This window comes from Streptomyces sp. NPDC006012, from assembly GCF_042871185.1.
GTDB lineage: Bacteria > Actinomycetota > Actinomycetes > Streptomycetales > Streptomycetaceae > Streptomyces.
Window position 1 is genome coordinate 527,511 of the sequence record NZ_JBIAIE010000001.1, and the last position, 17,162, is coordinate 544,672.

The window sequence follows — 17,162 nt, forward strand, 5'->3', positions numbered from 1 at the left end:
CATACCGTCGTGCATTAAATGTTGTCATCAGGCGCCCGGATACCCCGGGAGAGCGATTCAATCCCCCGAATGTCGGACACCTGGCCCCCGGTTGTGCTCGTTAAGTGACCGTGATCTGGAAAGAGGGATGCGGAGCCATGAGCCACCCGTCGGGCATCGACGAATGCGGGTCGGTCGGCGGGGGGTCTGGACCCAACTACTGCGCGGACCTGCTCGATGATTTTCTGGACAAGATCAGAAAAATGGAAAGCGACTATCTGCGCGCCCTAGACGGAACGTGCTGAGCGGGAGCGCGGAGGAATTATCGGATGGACGGGAATTACGACGAGGCCGGTCTCTACCATTTGCAGTACGCCCTGAGAACCGACCCGGACACGCTCACGCAGCCTGCCTACGACACCCTGTCCCTGTCGCCGCAGCAGAGCTGGAACCCGACGGCTGCGCCGGAGGCCGCCGCCGAAGGCTGGGACCTGGACGACGAACTGGCCCAGATGCTGTCCACCGCGTCCGCAGCGACGCCCGTGCCGGAGGCGGCGCGCCGGCGCCCGCCCCGCAGGAGCGGACGGCGGCGACTGCGCGCGGAGTCCCATTTCCTGGACGGCGGCCAGCGGGTCACCCACGTGACCGTCCTGATCGCGGCGATCTCGCTGTGCGCCGCGTCCATGCTGGGCTGGTCCGTCTCCTACTCCTACGGGCAACTGCGCACCATCGCCCTGTCCGTCCTGCCCACCAACCTGGCGCAGTGGTGGCCGCTCACGGTGTACGGGCCGTGGTTCGTGGCGGCGCTCTCCATCCTGCGGGCGACCGTGCAGCGCCGCAGCGCACGCCGGTCCTGGGGGGTCATCCTGGCCGCGTCGGCGATGGCGGTGGCGCTGTGCGTCAGCCACTCCTCACGGTCGCTGCTGTCGTACGTGATGGTCGGCATCCCGCCGATCACCGCCCTGGTGTGCTTCTGGGAACTGGTCGGCCAGGTCTCGTCCCGGGTCCGCCCCCGGCACGGCGCACACGCGCAGCGCAACTCCAAGACCTGAAGGGCTGACCGGCCGCGGACGGGACCCGGACTCCCGATCCGCGGCGCAGTCCGCACCCCCTGACCGCGAGGTCGCACGCGCCGGGCCCGCCGGATACGGCAGGCCCGGCGCACCCGTACCCCGGGCCGGCGCGCGTCCACCCCGTCATGGATGTCACCCAGGACCGCCCGGACCCGCTACGCCGTCCTCAGGAGCAGGACGTTCCGCCGCCGCGGGTGCGCGCCGATCCCCGCCGGGCGCTGCTCCGCAGGCCCCGGTGACCGGCGGTGGCCGATCACCGGGAACCTGTGGGCCCTCGGACACGTACTCTTGGTAGCAGTACGACCGCACTCACTAAGGACTGAACGACACTGGGCAAGCGACAGCCCGAAGGCCCGCCGCCCGCACCGGCGGTGCAGCGCATCCGACTGCGCTACACCAAGCGCGGCCGCCTCCGGTTCACCAGCCACCGTGACTTCCAGCGCGCCTTCGAGCGTGCGCTGCGCCGCGCCGAGGTGCCGATGGCGTACTCGGCGGGGTTCACGCCGCATCCGAAGGTGTCGTACGCCAATGCCGCACCCACCGGCACGGGCAGTGAGGCGGAATACCTGGAGATCGCGCTCGCCGCCACCCGCGACCCGGACACCTTGCGTGCCCTGCTCGACGCGTCGCTGCCCACCGGGCTCGACATCGTCGACGCGGTCGAGGCGCGGACGTCCGGACTCGCCGACCGGCTGACCGCTTCCGTGTGGGAGCTGCGGCTGGACGGCGTCGACCCGGCCGACGCGGCACGTGCGGTCAAGGCCTTCACGGAGGCCGAGACCGTCGAGGTGCAGCGCAGGACCAAGAACGGTGTGCGCACGTTCGACGCCCGCGCCGCCGTCGTCGGTCTGGAGAGCCTGGCGGACGTGGAAAGCCACAGTTCGCAGCCTGATAGGCCGAGCGACCAGCCCTGTGCGATACTGCGGCTGGTTGTTCGGCACGTGACGCCTGCCGTACGACCCGACGACGTCCTGTCCGGTCTCCGCGCCGTGGCCGACCTGGCGCCGCCGGTCCCCGCAGCGGTGACCAGGCTGGCGCAGGGGCTGCTCGATGAAGAGACCGGCACGGTGACCGACCCGCTCGCGCCCGACCGCGAGGCAGCAGCGACCGAGCCGCAACCGGCCGCCGCCACTGCCGCCGCGACGGCGCCGGTGCCGGAAGGTCCCGCGTAGGGATGGGCGTCGAAGCGCCGCCCTCGTACTCGGGAGCCACCTGGGTCGGGCAGCGCACTGACCACAAGACTTTCGCCAGGCCGTGCACGACAAGGCGTACGGAACCGGCGAGACAGGACACGGAGAGCTCCCGTGTGGCGCCCGCGCCCCGGACGGCGGCCATCGCGCATCGAGCGGGCCGCGGACGTCAGCGGCGTTCGTTCGAGCGGATCGACGCCGGACCAGGCGCGGCGCCCGGGAGCCTGACGGGAGAAACGCCCGCATGCTCGAACCGACCGAACCCGCAGAGGGTTCTGAACTGAACACCCCCAGCGACACGCTGCCGCCGCGCAGGCGCCGCCGTAGCGCCTCCCGCCCGGCGGGCCCGCCCGTCGGCCAGGACTCCGGCGAACTCCGCACGGAGGCGGCCCTGATCACCGGGACGGACGCCGAGGCCGAGGTCGTCGACGCGACGGCCCGGGCGGCGCAGGACGACGTGACCGTGGTCATGCGGGAGAGCGCCGAAGCGCCCGCGTCCCTCGGCACGGACATCGGAGACACAGAAGAGACCGAAGAGACGGACGAGGCCGCCGAGGCGTCCGCCGTCGTCGAGGAGCCCGCGCCCGCTCCCCGTACCCGCCGTCGCGCGAGCCGCCGGGCGTCCGCGCCCGCCGGTGCCCCGACCTCGGCGCAGGCCACCGAGACGGTCGTACCGGCCGCCGCCGAGCAGCCCGTGGCCGCCGAGGCGTCCGCCACCGTCGAGGAGCCCGCGGCAGCTCCGCGGCGTCGTGCCACGCGTCGTGCGTCGGCGCCCGCCGGTGCCCCGGCCGCCGCCGAGACCGTCGTTCCGGCGCCTGCCGAGACCGCTGAGGCGGACGTGCCCGCGCCCGCCGCCGAGAGCGCCGTGGCGCCGGGCGCCGACGAGGAGCCCGCGGCAGCTCCGCGCCGTCGTGCCACGCGTCGTGCGTCGGCGCCCGCCGGTGCCCCGGCCGCCGCCGAGAGCGCCGTGCCCGCGGCCGACTCCACCGCGGTGTCCGCCGAGGCCGAGGAGTCCGCACCCGCCCCGCGCACGCGCCGTCGTGCCGCGCGCCGGGTGTCCGCGCCCGTCGAGGCCGCCGCGCCCGCCGCGGAAGCCGTCGAGGCCCCGCAGACCGCCGAGGCGGCTGCCGCCGCCGAAGCCCCCGCCGTCACCGAGGTGCCCGCCGACGACGCGGAGAGCGAGGTGCGGCGCGTCCGCCGTCGTGCCACGCGCCGGGTGTCGCCGCCCGCCGCCGCCCCCGACGACGCCGTCACCGGCGCCGGTGACGAGCCCGGTCCCGCCGTCGAGTCCGCCGCCCGGTCCGTGACCGCTCCCGCCGCCGAGAGCGGCGCGGAGGCCGGCCGGTCCGTCGCGGTCGAGACCAGGACCGTCGAGGAGACCGCCACCCGCCGTAGCCGTCGTCGCGTCGTGCGGCAGGCCGCCTCCGGGTTCGCCGAGCCCGCGCGGCAGCCCGCGGCGTCGGCCGCGGAGGAACCCGCCGAGCCTGCCGAGCCGGCCGAAGCCGAGGCGTCGCGCCGCCCCGCGCGGCCCGCCGTGGCCGTCTTCCAGGCGCCCGTGTTCACCGAGCCGAAGTTCCAGACCCCGGAGCGGGCCGCCGCCGAAGCCGCCGCGGAGGCCGCCGAGGCGGAGGACAGCGGCGCCTACGCGGACGAGCAGGCCGAGACCGGCCCGCGCCGCCGTCGCCGCCGCCGCAGCACCGGCCACGACGAGGAGACCCAGGCCGCCGCGCCCCGGGCCGAGGACACCGCCGAGGAGCCGGAGGAGCCGGAGGAGCCGGAGGAGTCTGCCGACGACGCCATCGACGGTGACGACGCCGAGGAGACCGGTTCGCGTCGGCGCCGCCGCCGTGGCGGCCGGCGCCGCCGTCGCGGTGACGCAGCCGACGGCGAGGCGGGCGAGGGCCTGGACGCCGACTCCGACGACCTCGTCGCCGAGCAGGCCGCGCAGGACGCCGAGGACACCGCCGAGCAGGAGGAAGAGGACGCCGACTTCCGTTCCGAGGACGGCGCCGGATCCAGCTCCAGCAGCCGCCGTCGGCGCCGCCGCAGGCGCCGCGCCGGTGACAGCTCGGCCGACACCGAGCCCGACGAGGGCGACCCGGAGCGCACCGTCGTCAAGGTCCGGGAGCCCCGCAAGGCCACCGAACCCTCCGACGAGGTGCAGTCCATCAAGGGCTCGACCCGCCTGGAGGCGAAGAAGCAGCGCCGCCGCGAGGGCCGCGAGCAGGGCCGCCGCCGGGTCCCGATCATCACCGAGGCCGAGTTCCTGGCCCGCCGCGAGGCCGTCGAGCGCGTGATGGTCGTACGGCAGAACGGCGACCGCACGCAGATCGGCGTCCTGGAGGACGGCGTGCTCGTCGAGCACTACGTCAACAAGGAGCAGTCGACCTCGTACGTCGGCAACGTCTACCTCGGCAAGGTGCAGAACGTGCTGCCGTCGATGGAGGCCGCCTTCATCGACATCGGCAAGGGCCGCAACGCCGTGCTCTACGCCGGTGAGGTCAACTTCGAGGCGCTCGGCATGGGCAACGGGCCGCGCCGCATCGAGGCCGCCCTGAAGTCCGGGCAGTCCGTGCTCGTCCAGGTGACGAAGGACCCGATCGGACACAAGGGCGCGCGCCTGACCAGCCAGGTGTCGCTCCCGGGCCGCTACCTCGTGTACGTGCCCGAGGGCTCCATGACCGGCATCAGCCGCAAACTGCCCGACACCGAGCGGGCGCGGCTGAAGACCATCCTCAAGAAGGTCGTCCCCGAGGACGCGGGCGTCATCGTGCGCACCGCCGCCGAGGGCGCGAGCGAGGACGAGCTGCGCCGGGACGTGGAGCGGCTGCAGTCGCAGTGGGAGGACATCCAGAAGAAGTCGAAGAACGGCGGCAGCTCGAACGCACCGTCGCTGCTGTACGGCGAGCCGGACATGACCGTCCGGGTCGTGCGCGACATCTTCAACGAGGACTTCTCCAAGGTCATCGTCAGCGGCGGTGACGCCTGGGAGACCGTCCACGGGTACGTCGCACACGTCGCGCCCGACCTGGCCGACCGCTTGCAGAAGTGGACCAGCGAGGTCGACGTCTTCGCCACGTACCGGATCGACGAGCAGCTCGCCAAGGCACTGGACCGCAAGGTCTGGCTGCCCAGTGGCGGTTCGCTGGTCATCGACCGGACCGAGGCGATGGTCGTCATCGACGTCAACACCGGCAAGTTCACCGGTCAGGGCGGCAACCTTGAGGAGACCGTCACCAGGAACAACCTGGAGGCGGCGGAGGAGATCGTGCGCCAGCTGCGGCTGCGCGACCTCGGCGGCATCATCGTCATCGACTTCATCGACATGGTGCTGGAGTCCAACCGGGACCTGGTGCTGCGGCGCCTCCTGGAGTGCCTGGGCCGGGACCGTACGAAGCATCAGGTGGCCGAGGTCACCTCGCTCGGCCTGGTGCAGATGACCCGCAAGCGGGTCGGCCAGGGACTGCTGGAGTCCTTCTCGGAGACCTGCGTCCACTGCAACGGCCGTGGCGTCATCGTGCACATGGAGCAGCCGACGTCCGTGGGCGGCGGCAAGCGGAAGAAGCGCGGGCGCGGCGGCGACGGTCATGTGCACGAGACGGCCGAGGCCGCGGGGACCGCGGTCGCCGAGGTGATCGCGACCGCCGAGCAGGAGGCGGAGAGCGAGGCCGAGGTCGCCGCGGAGGCCGCCGTGCCCGTCGCGCTGCCCGCGCCCGAGTTCGCCCCCGACGAGGAGCTGTACAGCAGCGTCGCCGAGGCGGAGGCCGCGGCGACCGGCCGTGGGCGCAACCGGCGCCGGGCGAGCCGCCGGGCCTCGGCTCCGGCGGGCACGCCCAGGGGCGAGTCCGGGCAGCCGGAGGCCGTCCAGGCCCCGCAGGCCCACGCCGCCGCTCCGGCGGAGGCCGTGGCCGAGGCCGCCGTGACCGTGACGGCCGAGGCCGTCGAGGAGGCGGCGCCCGCCGGTCGTACGCGGCGTCGCGCGACCCGGAAGGTGTCGGCGCCGGCCGGTTCGCCCGCGGGTGCCGAGGCCGCCGTGGTGACGGTCGCCGAGGCCGCGCCCGTGGTCGCCGAGCCGGCGGTGGAGCCGGTCGCACCGGCCGCCGGGGCCCCGGCCGCGGAGGTGTCCGCCGAGGACGCCGCCCCGGCCCGCCCGCGGCGCCGTGCGGTGCGCAGGGCCACCGCGCCGACCGCGTCCGAGGACGCCGCCGTGGTGGTCGTCGCGTCCGCCGCGCCGGAGGAGACCGGACCCGGGACGGTCGCGGTCGCCGAGGACTCGGCCGAGGAGGCGGCACCGGCCAAGAAGGCGGCCCGCAAGACCGCCAAGAAGGCCACGGCGAAGAAGGCCGCCACCAAGAAGACCGCGGCCAAGAAGACGACGGCCAAGAAGACGACGGCCAAGAAGGTGGCGAAGACCGCCAAGACGGCCGCCGCCAAGACGACGGCGAAGAAGACCGCGGTCGCGGCCACCGCCGACGAGGTCTGACCCGTTCCCAAGCGAGCCGCGGCCGGTCCCTGTGACCGGCCGCGGCTCACTTGTACCGGCGGCGTACCGGGGTCGTATTCGGGTTGTGCCGGGGGCGGCGCAGGCCCGTACGGTCCCGGACCGGGGCCCGGTTTGACCCCCTCGGTCAGCTCCCCGTAACCTTGACCCTCGGCGTGTCCGTCCACAGAGGCACGCCACATCCTCGTAAACCTCTTCCTCCCGGGCACAGGGTTGGCCGGGAGAGGTCGTCCATGGTGTTCCTGGACGGCTGGCCTGCGAGGGTGCCGTCTCCGAGCGAAAGAGAGATCCGCGTGTACGCCATCGTGCGCAGCGGCGGTCGCCAGCACAAGGTTGCTGTCGGCGACGTCGTCGAGGTTGACAAGATTTCCACCGCCAAGGTTGGCGACACGGTCGAGCTCTCGACCCTGCTCGTTGTCGACGGCGACGCTGTGACCAGCGACCCGTGGGTGCTGGCCGGCATCAAGGTCCAGGCCGAGGTCGTGGACCACCACAAGGGCCAGAAGATCGACATTCTGCGCTACAAGAACAAGACCGGCTACCGTCGTCGCCAGGGCCACCGCCAGCAGTACACGGCGATCAAGGTCACCGCGATCCCCGCGGCTGCGAAGTAAGGACTGAGGAGACATGGCACACAAGAAGGGCGCATCGTCCACCCGGAACGGTCGCGACTCCAACGCCCAGCGGCTCGGCGTGAAGCGCTTCGGCGGTCAGGTCGTCAGCGCGGGTGAGATCCTGGTCCGCCAGCGCGGCACCCACTTCCACCCGGGCGCCGGTGTCGGCCGCGGCGGCGACGACACGCTGTTCGCGCTGCAGGCCGGTGCGGTGGAGTTCGGTACCCACCGTGGCCGCAAGGTCGTGAACATCGTCCCGGTCGGCTGACCCAGGCTTCAGAGTCGCCTGACTCAAGGCTTCAGACCGTACGTTTCGCGAGGCGGACCTCACTTCCCGGGCGGGAAGGCGGGTCCGCCTTTCGCGTGTTTCAGGCAACATCCGGCAATTCATCCGTACGTCCCCTGCCCGCGGCCGGGGTATCCCCAGGAGGCACCCACCATGACCACCTTCGTGGACCGCGTCGAGCTGCATGTCGCCGCGGGTAACGGAGGTCACGGCTGTGCCTCCGTCCACCGTGAGAAGTTCAAGCCGCTGGGCGGCCCGGACGGCGGCAACGGCGGGCGTGGCGGAGACGTGATCCTCACCGTCGACCAGTCCGTCACCACGCTGCTCGACTACCACCACTCCCCGCACCGCAAGGCCACCAACGGCAAGCCCGGCGAGGGCGGCAACCGCTCCGGCAAGGACGGCCTGGACCTGGTGCTGCCGGTGCCGGACGGCACCGTCGTGCTGGACGCGGCGGGCAACGTGCTCGCCGACCTGGTCGGACACGGCACGTCGTACATCGCCGCGCAGGGCGGCCGGGGCGGGCTCGGCAACGCGGCGCTGGCCTCGGCGCGGCGCAAGGCGCCCGGTTTCGCGCTGCTCGGCGAGCCGGGTGACCTCCAGAACATCGTGCTGGAGCTGAAGACGGTCGCCGACGTGGCCCTCGTCGGCTATCCGAGTGCGGGCAAGTCGTCACTGATCTCGGTGCTGAGCGCGGCCAAGCCGAAGATCGCCGACTACCCCTTCACCACCCTCGTACCGAACCTGGGCGTGGTGACCGCGGGCTCGACCGTGTTCACCGTCGCGGACGTGCCGGGGCTGATCCCCGGCGCCAGCCAGGGCAAGGGGCTCGGCCTGGAGTTCCTGCGGCACGTGGAGCGGTGCAGCGTGCTGGTGCACGTGCTGGACACCGCGACCCTGGAGTCCGACCGCGACCCGGTCTCCGACCTCGACGTCATCGAGGCGGAGCTGCGGCAGTACGGCGGGCTCGGCGACCGTCCCCGGATCGTCGTCCTCAACAAGGTCGACGTGCCGGACGGCAAGGAGCTGGCCGAGCTGGTGCGGGCCGACCTGGAGGAGCGCGGCTACCGCGTCTTCGAGGTGTCGGCGGTGGCGCACATCGGTCTGAAGGAACTGACGTACGCGCTCGGCGAGATGGTCGGCGCGGCGCGGGCCGCGAAGCCGAAGGAGGAGGCGACGCGGATCGTCATCCGGCCGCAGGCCGTGGACGACGCGGGCTTCGCGGTGACGCGCGAGGACGACGGCCTGTTCCGGGTGCGCGGCGAGAAGCCGGAGCGCTGGGTCCGGCAGACCGACTTCAACAACGACGAGGCCGTCGGCTACCTCGCCGACCGGCTCAACCGGCTCGGTGTGGAGGGCGAGTTGATGAAGGCGGGCGCCCGCGCCGGGGACGGCGTCGCGATCGGCCCCGAGGACAACGCGGTCGTCTTCGACTGGGAGCCGTCGGTGACCGCGGGCGCGGAGATGCTCGGGCGGCGCGGCGAGGACCACCGGTTCGAGGAGCAGCGGCCCGCCGCCCAGCGGCGGCGTGACCGGCAGGCCGAACGTGACGAGGTCACCCGGGAGTTCGACGAGTTCGATCCGTTCGAGTGAGGCGGGGTCCGGGCCCGCCGCAGGACCGGGAGAAGCAGTCGCACACGACGCCTCCACGGCCCGGCTGACCGCGGTCGTGCCAGGCGTACGACGCCCGGCACGGCTGTCGGGCCGCACGCAATGCCCTGTCCCAGGAGTTCGGGTCGGTCCGCAACCCGTTGGGGGTCAGCGGCGGCCGGTAGCCGGCGGCGATCGGTGGTGACGGTACCTGCCGGCGCGCAGCGGTCCGATGAACCCGGCGCACCTTCATGACGCTCGCCGGGCTGCCGGGGAATCTCCTCAAGCCCGTTCCGGACACGGCGAATCGTTCGCCCACCTACGCCGGGACCGAAATGCTGTGGAAGCTTGATGTGGAATTTCGGGGCAATAGTCTGCCCGATGAAATTTATTCGCGACTTGTCCGTAACGGCGTGGTCATGCATATGGAGAACATGTGCAGCCCGGGCCCGGATGACGTGAAGAACGTCGCTGCGCGGCGGGCGGTCGAGGTGGCCGCCGGGGTCGGCGGAGTCGGTGTCGAGAGGGTGAAGTGGACCGCCGCGTCGGCGTGCGCGCCGTCGGCGGTCCGGCGCTGCTGTCCGTGGCGGATGCACCGACGGTGAGTTGCGTTTACCGAACGCAGAAATCTGTGGAGTTACTCACATCAATTTCATGGGATTCTTACTCGCTCTTACTCGGCGGGTCGCCCGCCGCCGGGATCTGAAGGTGAATGACAGGTAGCGCCCACATATGCAGTGAAGGGCGTTCACCTTGCACTTCGGTTACCGGAAGTGGGACCATTTCCGGGTTCCCACGCCACAAGGTAGGTCACCTGTGTCCCAGCACATAGCCAAATCCCGTACGACCGCAGTGATCCTGGCCGGAGGCACCGGTCAGCGGGTGGGTTTGTCGATCCCGAAGCAGTTGCTGAAGATCGCCGGCAAGGCGGTCATCGAGCACACCCTGGCCACCTTCGAGCAGGCGGACTCGGTCGACGACGTCATCGTGCTGATGGCGCCGGGCTATGTGGCGGACGTGGAGAAGATCGTAGCCAAGGCGGGGTTCCGGAAGGTCAGGGAGGTCATCGAGGGCGGCTCGTCCCGCAACGAGACCACCGAGCGGGCCATCGCCGCCCTCGGTGCCGGCCTCGCCGAGGGCGAGGACCTCAACGTCCTCTTCCACGACGCCGTACGCCCCCTGCTGTCGCGGCGCGTCATCGACGACTGCGTGACCGCGCTGGGGCGCTACCAGGCAGTCGACGTGGCCATTCCGTCCGCGGACACCATCATCGTCACGCGCACCCACGGTGAGGACGGCGAGTTCATCACCGAGATCCCGGACCGTTCCCGGCTGCGCCGCGGCCAGACCCCGCAGGCATTCAAGCTGTCCACGATCCGCCGGGCCTACCAGGTCGCCGCCGGGGACCCCAACTTCCAGGCCACCGACGACTGCTCGGTGGTGCTCAAGTACCTGCCCGACGTGCCGATCCACGTCGTGGCGGGTGACGAGTACAACATGAAGGTGACACAGCCGGTCGACGTGTTCATCGCCGACAAGCTGTTCCAGCTCGGCTCCACCGCCGCCCCCGAGCAGAGGGACGAGGACGGCTACCGCGAACTCCTCACCGGCCGGACCGTCGTGATCTTCGGCGGCTCGTACGGCATAGGCAAGGACATCGCCGAACTCGCCCGCTCCTACGGCGCGCACGTCTACGCCCTGGGCCGCTCCACCACCGGTACGCACGTGGAGAACCCGGAGGAGGTCGACGACGCGCTGTCCAAGGCGTACGCGGAGACCGGCCGGATCGACCACATCGTCAACACCGCGGGTGTGCTGCGCATCGGCAAGCTCGCCGAGACGGACAACGCCACCATCGAGGAGGCGTTGCAGGTCAACTACCTGGCCCCGGTGCAGATCGCCCGCTCCGCCTACAAGTACCTGGCCGAGACCAAGGGCCAGCTGCTGCTGTACACCTCCAGCAGCTACACCCGCGGCCGGGCGGAGTACAGTCTCTACTCCTCGACCAAGGCCGCCATGGTCAACCTCACCCAGGCGCTGTCCGACGAGTGGGCCGGTGACGGGATCCGGGTCAACTGCATCAACCCGGAGCGCACCGCCACCCCGATGCGCTCCAAGGCCTTCGGCGAGGAACCCGCGGGTACCCTGCTCTCCTCCGAGGCCGTGGCCCGCACCTCCCTCGACGTGCTGCTGTCCGAAATGACCGGCCACGTCATCGACGTCCGCCAGCAGGATCCGACGGCGGGCGCGAGCCTGGCCTCCGGTTTCGAGCAGGCACTGGCCAGCGTCCTGGACCGCCAGGACGGGGTAGCATAATCACAAGAAAATAGCCAACTGTTATTCAGGTCTCTGTGGCACCCGGGATTTGCGGGCATACGCAGGGACCTGAATGCATAAGACCGAAGATCGCCCATAAAGGTCTCAAGCCGGCCGTTTTGTAAATAAAAGGTACTCTGTGATATCCACCGCCATACGCGTCGCCCGGGTGGGCAGTGCGGCCGAGCTGGCCGCGGCGGTCCTCATGATGCTGGGCTTCCCCTGCCTCATGGTGGCCGCGCTCGTCCCGAACGTGTACGCCTTCGCGGCCGCGGCCGCAGTGACCTACCTCGCGGACCACTACCTGCACCACAAGGGCAGCTATCTGGTCAGCCGTCTCAGCAAGGTCCGCGCCGGAGTGTCGATCCGCTTCCTGATCCGGCAGCTCCTCCTGGTCCTGCTGCTGGCCCGGCTGTCCCTCGCGGACAACCTGATCTACTACGGCGCCATCGCCTGCTTCATCGCCTTCTTCGGCCTCCAGGCCCCGCACGGCGCGCTGGTCACCCTGATCCGCAACCGCCGCCGGCTGCCGGCCGCCACCCGCAACGTCGACTTGAAGTCCCGCATCCGCATCCCGGGCGCCCCGCCGCAGGGCCTGCTCGACCGCTCCGCCGAGAAGATGCTCCACCTCGACCTCTTCGCGGTCGCCGGCATCCTTCTCGCCGCCGCGGTCGGCAAGTCCGGGTACGGCTACGCGGGCATCGGCGTCACGGTCCTTCTCGCCCTGCTGTACGTCCTCGCGCTCATGCCGTACCTGCGCGGCCGTAGGATCCCGCCGAACGCCGACAAGGTGCTGGCCGCCGTCGACGACTGGCTGACCGGCTACAAGCCGCAGACCGTCCTCTACTTCTCCGGTTCCAAGGACTCCGCGTACCAGGTGAACATGTGGCTGGAGACCATGGAGCAACTGGACTCCCGGCCGCTGGTCCTGCTGCGCGAGCGGGTCATCCTGCAGAACCTGGCCCCGACCACGGTCCCCGTCGTCTGCGTGCCCGGCGGCGTCCACCTGATGAACCTCGACCTGTCCACGGTGCGCGTCGCGCTGTACGCCGCGAACGTCGGCAAGAACATCCATCTGCTGCGCGTACCGACCATGAAGCACGTCTTCATCGGCCACGGCGACAGCGACAAGATCGCCAGCGTCAACCCGTTCAGCAAGGTGTACGACGAGGTGTGGACCGCGGGCCGGGCGGGCCGTGACCGGTACGCCATCGCCGACGTCGGGGTCCGCGACGACGACATCGCCGAGGTCGGCCGCCCGCAGCTGGCGCCCATCCGGGCCCGGCAGGACGTGCCCGAGGACCGGATGCCGACCGTGCTGTACGCGCCCACCTGGGAGGGCTGGGACGACAACCCGGGCAACACCTCGATCCTGCTCGCCGGCGAGAACATCGTGCGCGGGCTGGTGCAGGCCGACCCGCCCGTCCGCGTCCTCTACAAGCCGCACCCCTTCACCGGCACCCGCAGCCCGAAGGCCAAGGCCGCCCACGAGCGGATCACCGCCCTCGTCGAGAAGGCCGCCGCGGAGCGCGCCGCGGACTCCGGGTTCCTCACCGACGAAGCCGCGCAGGCGCAGGCCGGGGCCGAACTGGCCCGTATCGAGGCCCGGCTCGCTGAACTGTCCGGCACCGGCGACGACAAGGGCGACGAGGCCGAGCAGTCCCGGGACGGCGTGGTCGACGTGACGGTGCACCAGGAGATCGCCGGGCTGCGCGCCGAGTGGAACACCGCCTACTGGCGTTCGTTCCCCGCGCACGAGCACCGCGTCATCACGGGCGCCGAGCCGCACCTGTACGACTGCTTCAACGTCTCCGACGCGATGGTCTCCGACATTTCCAGCGTCGTCTCCGACTTCATCGCGAGCGGCAAACCGTACGCCGTGACGGACTCCGCCGGTCTCGGTGCCGACGAGTTCAAGCGGCAGAACACGGCCGTGCGCGCCGCGGTGATCCTGTCCAACAGCGCCGAGGAGCTGGGCGGTCTGCTGGGCGCGGTGCGCGATCCCGCGGCCGACCCGCTGACCGCGGACCGCGCCGAGCTGAAGCGGTACCTGCTCGGCCCGGACGAGCCGAAGTCCATCGACCAGTTCAACACCGCGGTGGCCGCACTGGCCCGGAAGGCGGAACGACGCAACCTCGGCCAGGAGACCCGGTCCGCCGTCGGCGGCGCGGAGGCGGGGGAGCTGGCCGATCTGGTGCCCGGCCAGCGGCTGTCGGCGGCCGGCGAGACGGACGGTGCGACGACCGGCTGACCTGCGGTTCACAACAGGGCCTCGGGCGCCTCGGCGCCGCTCCGTGCCGGCAGCCCCGTGCCGGTGCGGGCGGAGCCGGCGGCCGGGGCTTCTTCCGCCGGACGGAGGGACTGGAGGGCTGCTCCGGTCCGGTGAGGGCGGGATCCGGCCGATCCCCCGCACCGCGGCGGTGCGCAAAGGCAAGGCGGGGCAAGGGGGCCTTTTCCGGGAAATCCGAGGGCCAGGCGGTGTCGTCCGTGTCCTCGATGCCGACCCGGCTCCGCCGTCGCGTCCTTCTCGGGCGGCTTTCAGCTTTCTCGCCGCGATTTCTCACCACTCATTCCCGGCATCGCCAAACAATTTCTCCTTGCCGCGCGTACCGTCCGATGTCGCCCGTCATCACCCCTGCCTGTCCGTTCGCTGTGTGACGTCCGCCACGAAATGCCTGGAGCAAGGCAACCGACAAGGCCGGATGCCCGTCTAGCAAGTTGCGATTAAGGAGATACGGGGGGAATTTTCCATTGATGAGGGGGAAACGTGACCGTCGTGCCGCAACCTGATGTGAGCGTGGTCATCGGGGCGTACGAAGCGATGCCGTACCTCGTCGAGTGTCTGGCGTCCGTCGAGGCGCAGACCATCGACCCGGGGCGCATCGAGGTCATCGCGGTCGATGACGGCTCCACCGACGGTACGGGGGAGTGCCTGGAGGAGTTCGCCGCCCGGGCCGCCATGCCGGTCACGGTCATCCGGCAGGAGAACTCCGGCGGCCCCAGCGGCCCGCGCAACGTCGGCCTCGGCAAGGCGGCCGGACGCTACGTGTTCTTCCTCGACGCTGACGACCGGCTCGGCCCCGAGGCACTGGAACGCATGGTCGCCATGGCCGACGAGAACGGCACCGACGTCGTCCTCGGCCGGGTCGAGGGCATCAACCGCACCCCGCCCAAGTCGATGTGGGGCAAGACGCTCGGCCGTACCGACGTCTACTCCTCCAACATCAAGTTCACGCTCAGCGCGCAGAAGCTGTTCCGCCGTGCGCTCCTCGACCGGCACGGGATGCGCTTCGACGAGTCCCTGTGGACCGGTGAGGACGCGCTGTTCACGATGGAGGCGTACCTGCGGGCCGACGGCGTCTCCGTGCTCGCCGACTACACCTGCTACTACCTGGTGGGCCGCGAGGACGGCAAGCACGTCACCAAGACCGGCGGCTACGCGCTCCGCTTCGACTCGGCGCGCGCCCTGATGAACCTGATCGCCGAGATGGTCCCGGCGGGCCCCAAGCGCGACACCCTGATGATCCGGCCCCTCCTGGTGACCCTGCTGCCGCAGTTCGGCCCCCAGTACCTGAAGGACAGTGAGGAGGTCAGGCGGCACAAGTTCGAACTGGCCAAGCCGCTGCTGGACGTCCACTGGAACCCCGAGGTGGCCCGTCGGCTCAAGGTCCACGAGCGGCTGCGGCTGCACCTGGTGGCCATGGGGCGCTCGGACCTCCTGGCCGACGTCGTGGAGTTCGTCCGGGCGAAGCGGCAGGCCGCCGCCATCCTGGAGAGACGGGGCACCCGCGTCTACCTCGTCTACCCGCACTTCCGCTCCCGCGCGGCCCGCCTCCCCGACACCCTCTATCTCGCCGAACCCCGCGAGGCCCGGGCCTTCCTGGGCTATCGCGAGGCCGCCGCGAACTCCACCTTCCGCCGTGCCGTCCGCAAGATTCGCCGCACCTTGCCGGTGAGCGGCTTCGGCACGACGGCCTGAGACGGACCGGCTGACCGGCCGGGCTTGCGGAGCGGGTGGCCGGGCTGGCGGGGCCGGTGGTTGCGCTTGAGGGGGTGATGGTCCGGCTTGCGGGCTGGTGGCTGAACTTGCGGAGCCGCGGGTCGGGCTTCCAGGGCGAGTGGCCGGGCTTGCCGAGCCGGCGGCCGGGACTCCGGGGCCGGTGACCCGGGCGCCGCATGTCGGGCGACGGGGCTCGGCCGGACGTCGGTCGACGGGTTCGGCCGGCCCGGCCGGTGCACCCACCCCCGCCGTGTGCGATGCGTGTTCGCACCATCACTCTGCGTCTGTCCGGGGAGTGGACCGATGCGCCGCCAGGGATCCGCTTCGCGTAGATTGCCGGTCAGGCAGCCGGACCTGAGCGAGGGGACAGAGGGCAAGGTGGCAAGGGCAAGGCAGGCCGTGGGTGAGGCCCGCAGGATCGTCGTCAAGGTGGGCTCCTCCTCGCTGACCACCGCCACGGGCGGCCTGGACGCCGACCGTGTCGACGCGCTCGTCGACGTCCTCGCCCGCAGCCGCAGCGGCGGAGAGCGCGAGATCGTCCTGGTCTCCTCCGGAGCCATCGCCGCGGGCCTCGCACCGCTGGGCCTGCGCCGCCGCCCCAAGGACCTCGCCCGGCAGCAGGCGGCGGCCAGCGTCGGCCAGGGCCTGCTCGTCGCCCGCTACACCGCCTCCTTCGCCCGTTACGGCCTCCGGGTCGGCCAGGTCCTGCTCACCTCCGACGACATGAGCCGCCGCGTCCACCACCGCAACGCCTCCCGCACCCTCGACAAGCTCCTCGCGATGGGCGCCCTCCCCGTCGTGAACGAGAACGACACCGTTGCCACCGCCGAGATCCGGTTCGGCGACAACGACCGCCTCGCCGCCCTCGTCGCCCACCTCGTCCACGCCGACCTCCTGGTCCTGCTCTCCGACGTGGACGGCGTGTACGACGGCGACCCCGCGCGGCCCGGGACCTCCCGGATAGCGGAGGTGTGCGGGCCCGCCGACCTCGAAGGAATCGAGATCGGCAGCGCCGGCCGGGCCGGGGTCGGGACCGGCGGCATGGCCACCAAGGTCGAGGCCGCCCGGATCGCGGCCGCCGCCGGCATTCCCGTGGTGCTCACCAGCGCGATCCACGCCGCCGTCGCGCTCGCCGGCGGCGACACCGGCACCTACTTCCACCCCACCGGCAAGCGCTCCGCCGACCGGCTGCTGTGGCTCCAGCACGCCTCCACCCCGCAGGGCTCCCTGACCCTGGACGACGGCGCGGTGCAGGCCGTCGTGCAGCGCCGCACCTCGCTGCTGCCCGCCGGGATCGCGGCCGTCGAGGGCGAGTTCAGCGCGGGCGATCCCGTGGAGCTGCGCGACGGACGGGGCCACGCGGTGGCTCGCGGACTCGTCAATTTCGACGCCAAGGAGATCCCCCAGCTGCTCGGACGTTCGACCCGGGAGCTCGCGCGCGAGCTGGGCCAGGCGTACGAACGCGAGGTCGTACACAGGGACGATCTGGTGATCCTGCAACCGTAAACGGCGGCGATCCGACCGCCCCCGGTGGGGGACGTTCCGTAAAACCGCCACGCAAAGCCGTGCGGCCTGCTCAACTTTGTCTCAGGGACGTACCGGGAAGGTGCGAT

12 protein-coding genes are annotated in these 17,162 nt (G+C 71.5%); all 12 read left to right on the plus strand.

All coding sequences use genetic code 11. From position 1 onward, the window contains the following. The first annotated feature begins 104 nt into the window (after positions 1–104). Positions 105–284, plus strand: coding sequence for a hypothetical protein (locus ACFYPJ_RS02240; protein WP_376525953.1), 180 nt, complete (start codon positions 105–107; stop codon positions 282–284). Positions 285–308: 24 nt separating this feature from the next. Next, on the plus strand, positions 309–1,031 hold the full coding sequence (locus tag ACFYPJ_RS02245; RefSeq protein WP_389009083.1) for a DUF2637 domain-containing protein: 723 nt from the start codon (positions 309–311) through the stop codon (positions 1,029–1,031). Between the two features lie 392 nt (positions 1,032–1,423). Beyond that, complete coding sequence (locus ACFYPJ_RS02250) at positions 1,424–2,224, plus strand: TIGR03936 family radical SAM-associated protein (protein WP_389009086.1); 801 nt, start codon at positions 1,424–1,426, stop codon at positions 2,222–2,224. A gap of 262 nt (positions 2,225–2,486) precedes the next feature. Next, a complete protein-coding gene (locus ACFYPJ_RS02255; RefSeq protein ID WP_389009089.1) occupies positions 2,487–6,725 on the plus strand; it encodes a ribonuclease E/G in 4,239 nt (1,412 codons plus the stop codon). 311 nt (positions 6,726–7,036) lie between these two features. Further along, positions 7,037–7,357, plus strand: coding sequence for a 50S ribosomal protein L21 (rplU, locus tag ACFYPJ_RS02260; RefSeq protein ID WP_376534340.1), 321 nt, complete (start codon positions 7,037–7,039; stop codon positions 7,355–7,357). Between the two features lie 13 nt (positions 7,358–7,370). Next, entirely contained in the window at positions 7,371–7,625 is a 255-nt protein-coding gene (rpmA, locus tag ACFYPJ_RS02265) for a 50S ribosomal protein L27 (RefSeq protein ID WP_389009092.1), read from the plus strand. Between the two features lie 171 nt (positions 7,626–7,796). Then, positions 7,797–9,236: a GTPase ObgE gene (obgE, locus tag ACFYPJ_RS02270; RefSeq protein WP_389009095.1), complete on the plus strand. Its 1,440-nt coding sequence runs from the start codon at positions 7,797–7,799 to the stop codon at positions 9,234–9,236. 248 nt (positions 9,237–9,484) lie between these two features. After that, entirely contained in the window at positions 9,485–9,838 is a 354-nt protein-coding gene (locus ACFYPJ_RS02275) for a hypothetical protein (RefSeq protein ID WP_389009098.1), read from the plus strand. Positions 9,839–10,049: 211 nt separating this feature from the next. Beyond that, positions 10,050–11,549: an SDR family NAD(P)-dependent oxidoreductase gene (locus ACFYPJ_RS02280; RefSeq protein ID WP_389009101.1), complete on the plus strand. Its 1,500-nt coding sequence runs from the start codon at positions 10,050–10,052 to the stop codon at positions 11,547–11,549. Between the two features lie 169 nt (positions 11,550–11,718). Continuing rightward, positions 11,719–13,800 (plus strand): hypothetical protein, encoded by a 2,082-nt coding sequence (locus ACFYPJ_RS02285; protein WP_389010100.1) that lies wholly within the window; start codon positions 11,719–11,721, stop codon positions 13,798–13,800. A 570-nt stretch (positions 13,801–14,370) separates the two neighbouring features. Beyond that, on the plus strand, positions 14,371–15,528 hold the full coding sequence (locus tag ACFYPJ_RS02290; protein ID WP_389010103.1) for a glycosyltransferase family 2 protein: 1,158 nt from the start codon (positions 14,371–14,373) through the stop codon (positions 15,526–15,528). Positions 15,529–15,948: 420 nt separating this feature from the next. After that, on the plus strand, positions 15,949–17,055 hold the full coding sequence (proB, locus tag ACFYPJ_RS02295; RefSeq protein ID WP_389010105.1) for a glutamate 5-kinase: 1,107 nt from the start codon (positions 15,949–15,951) through the stop codon (positions 17,053–17,055). The last annotated feature ends 107 nt before the right edge of the window (positions 17,056–17,162 follow it).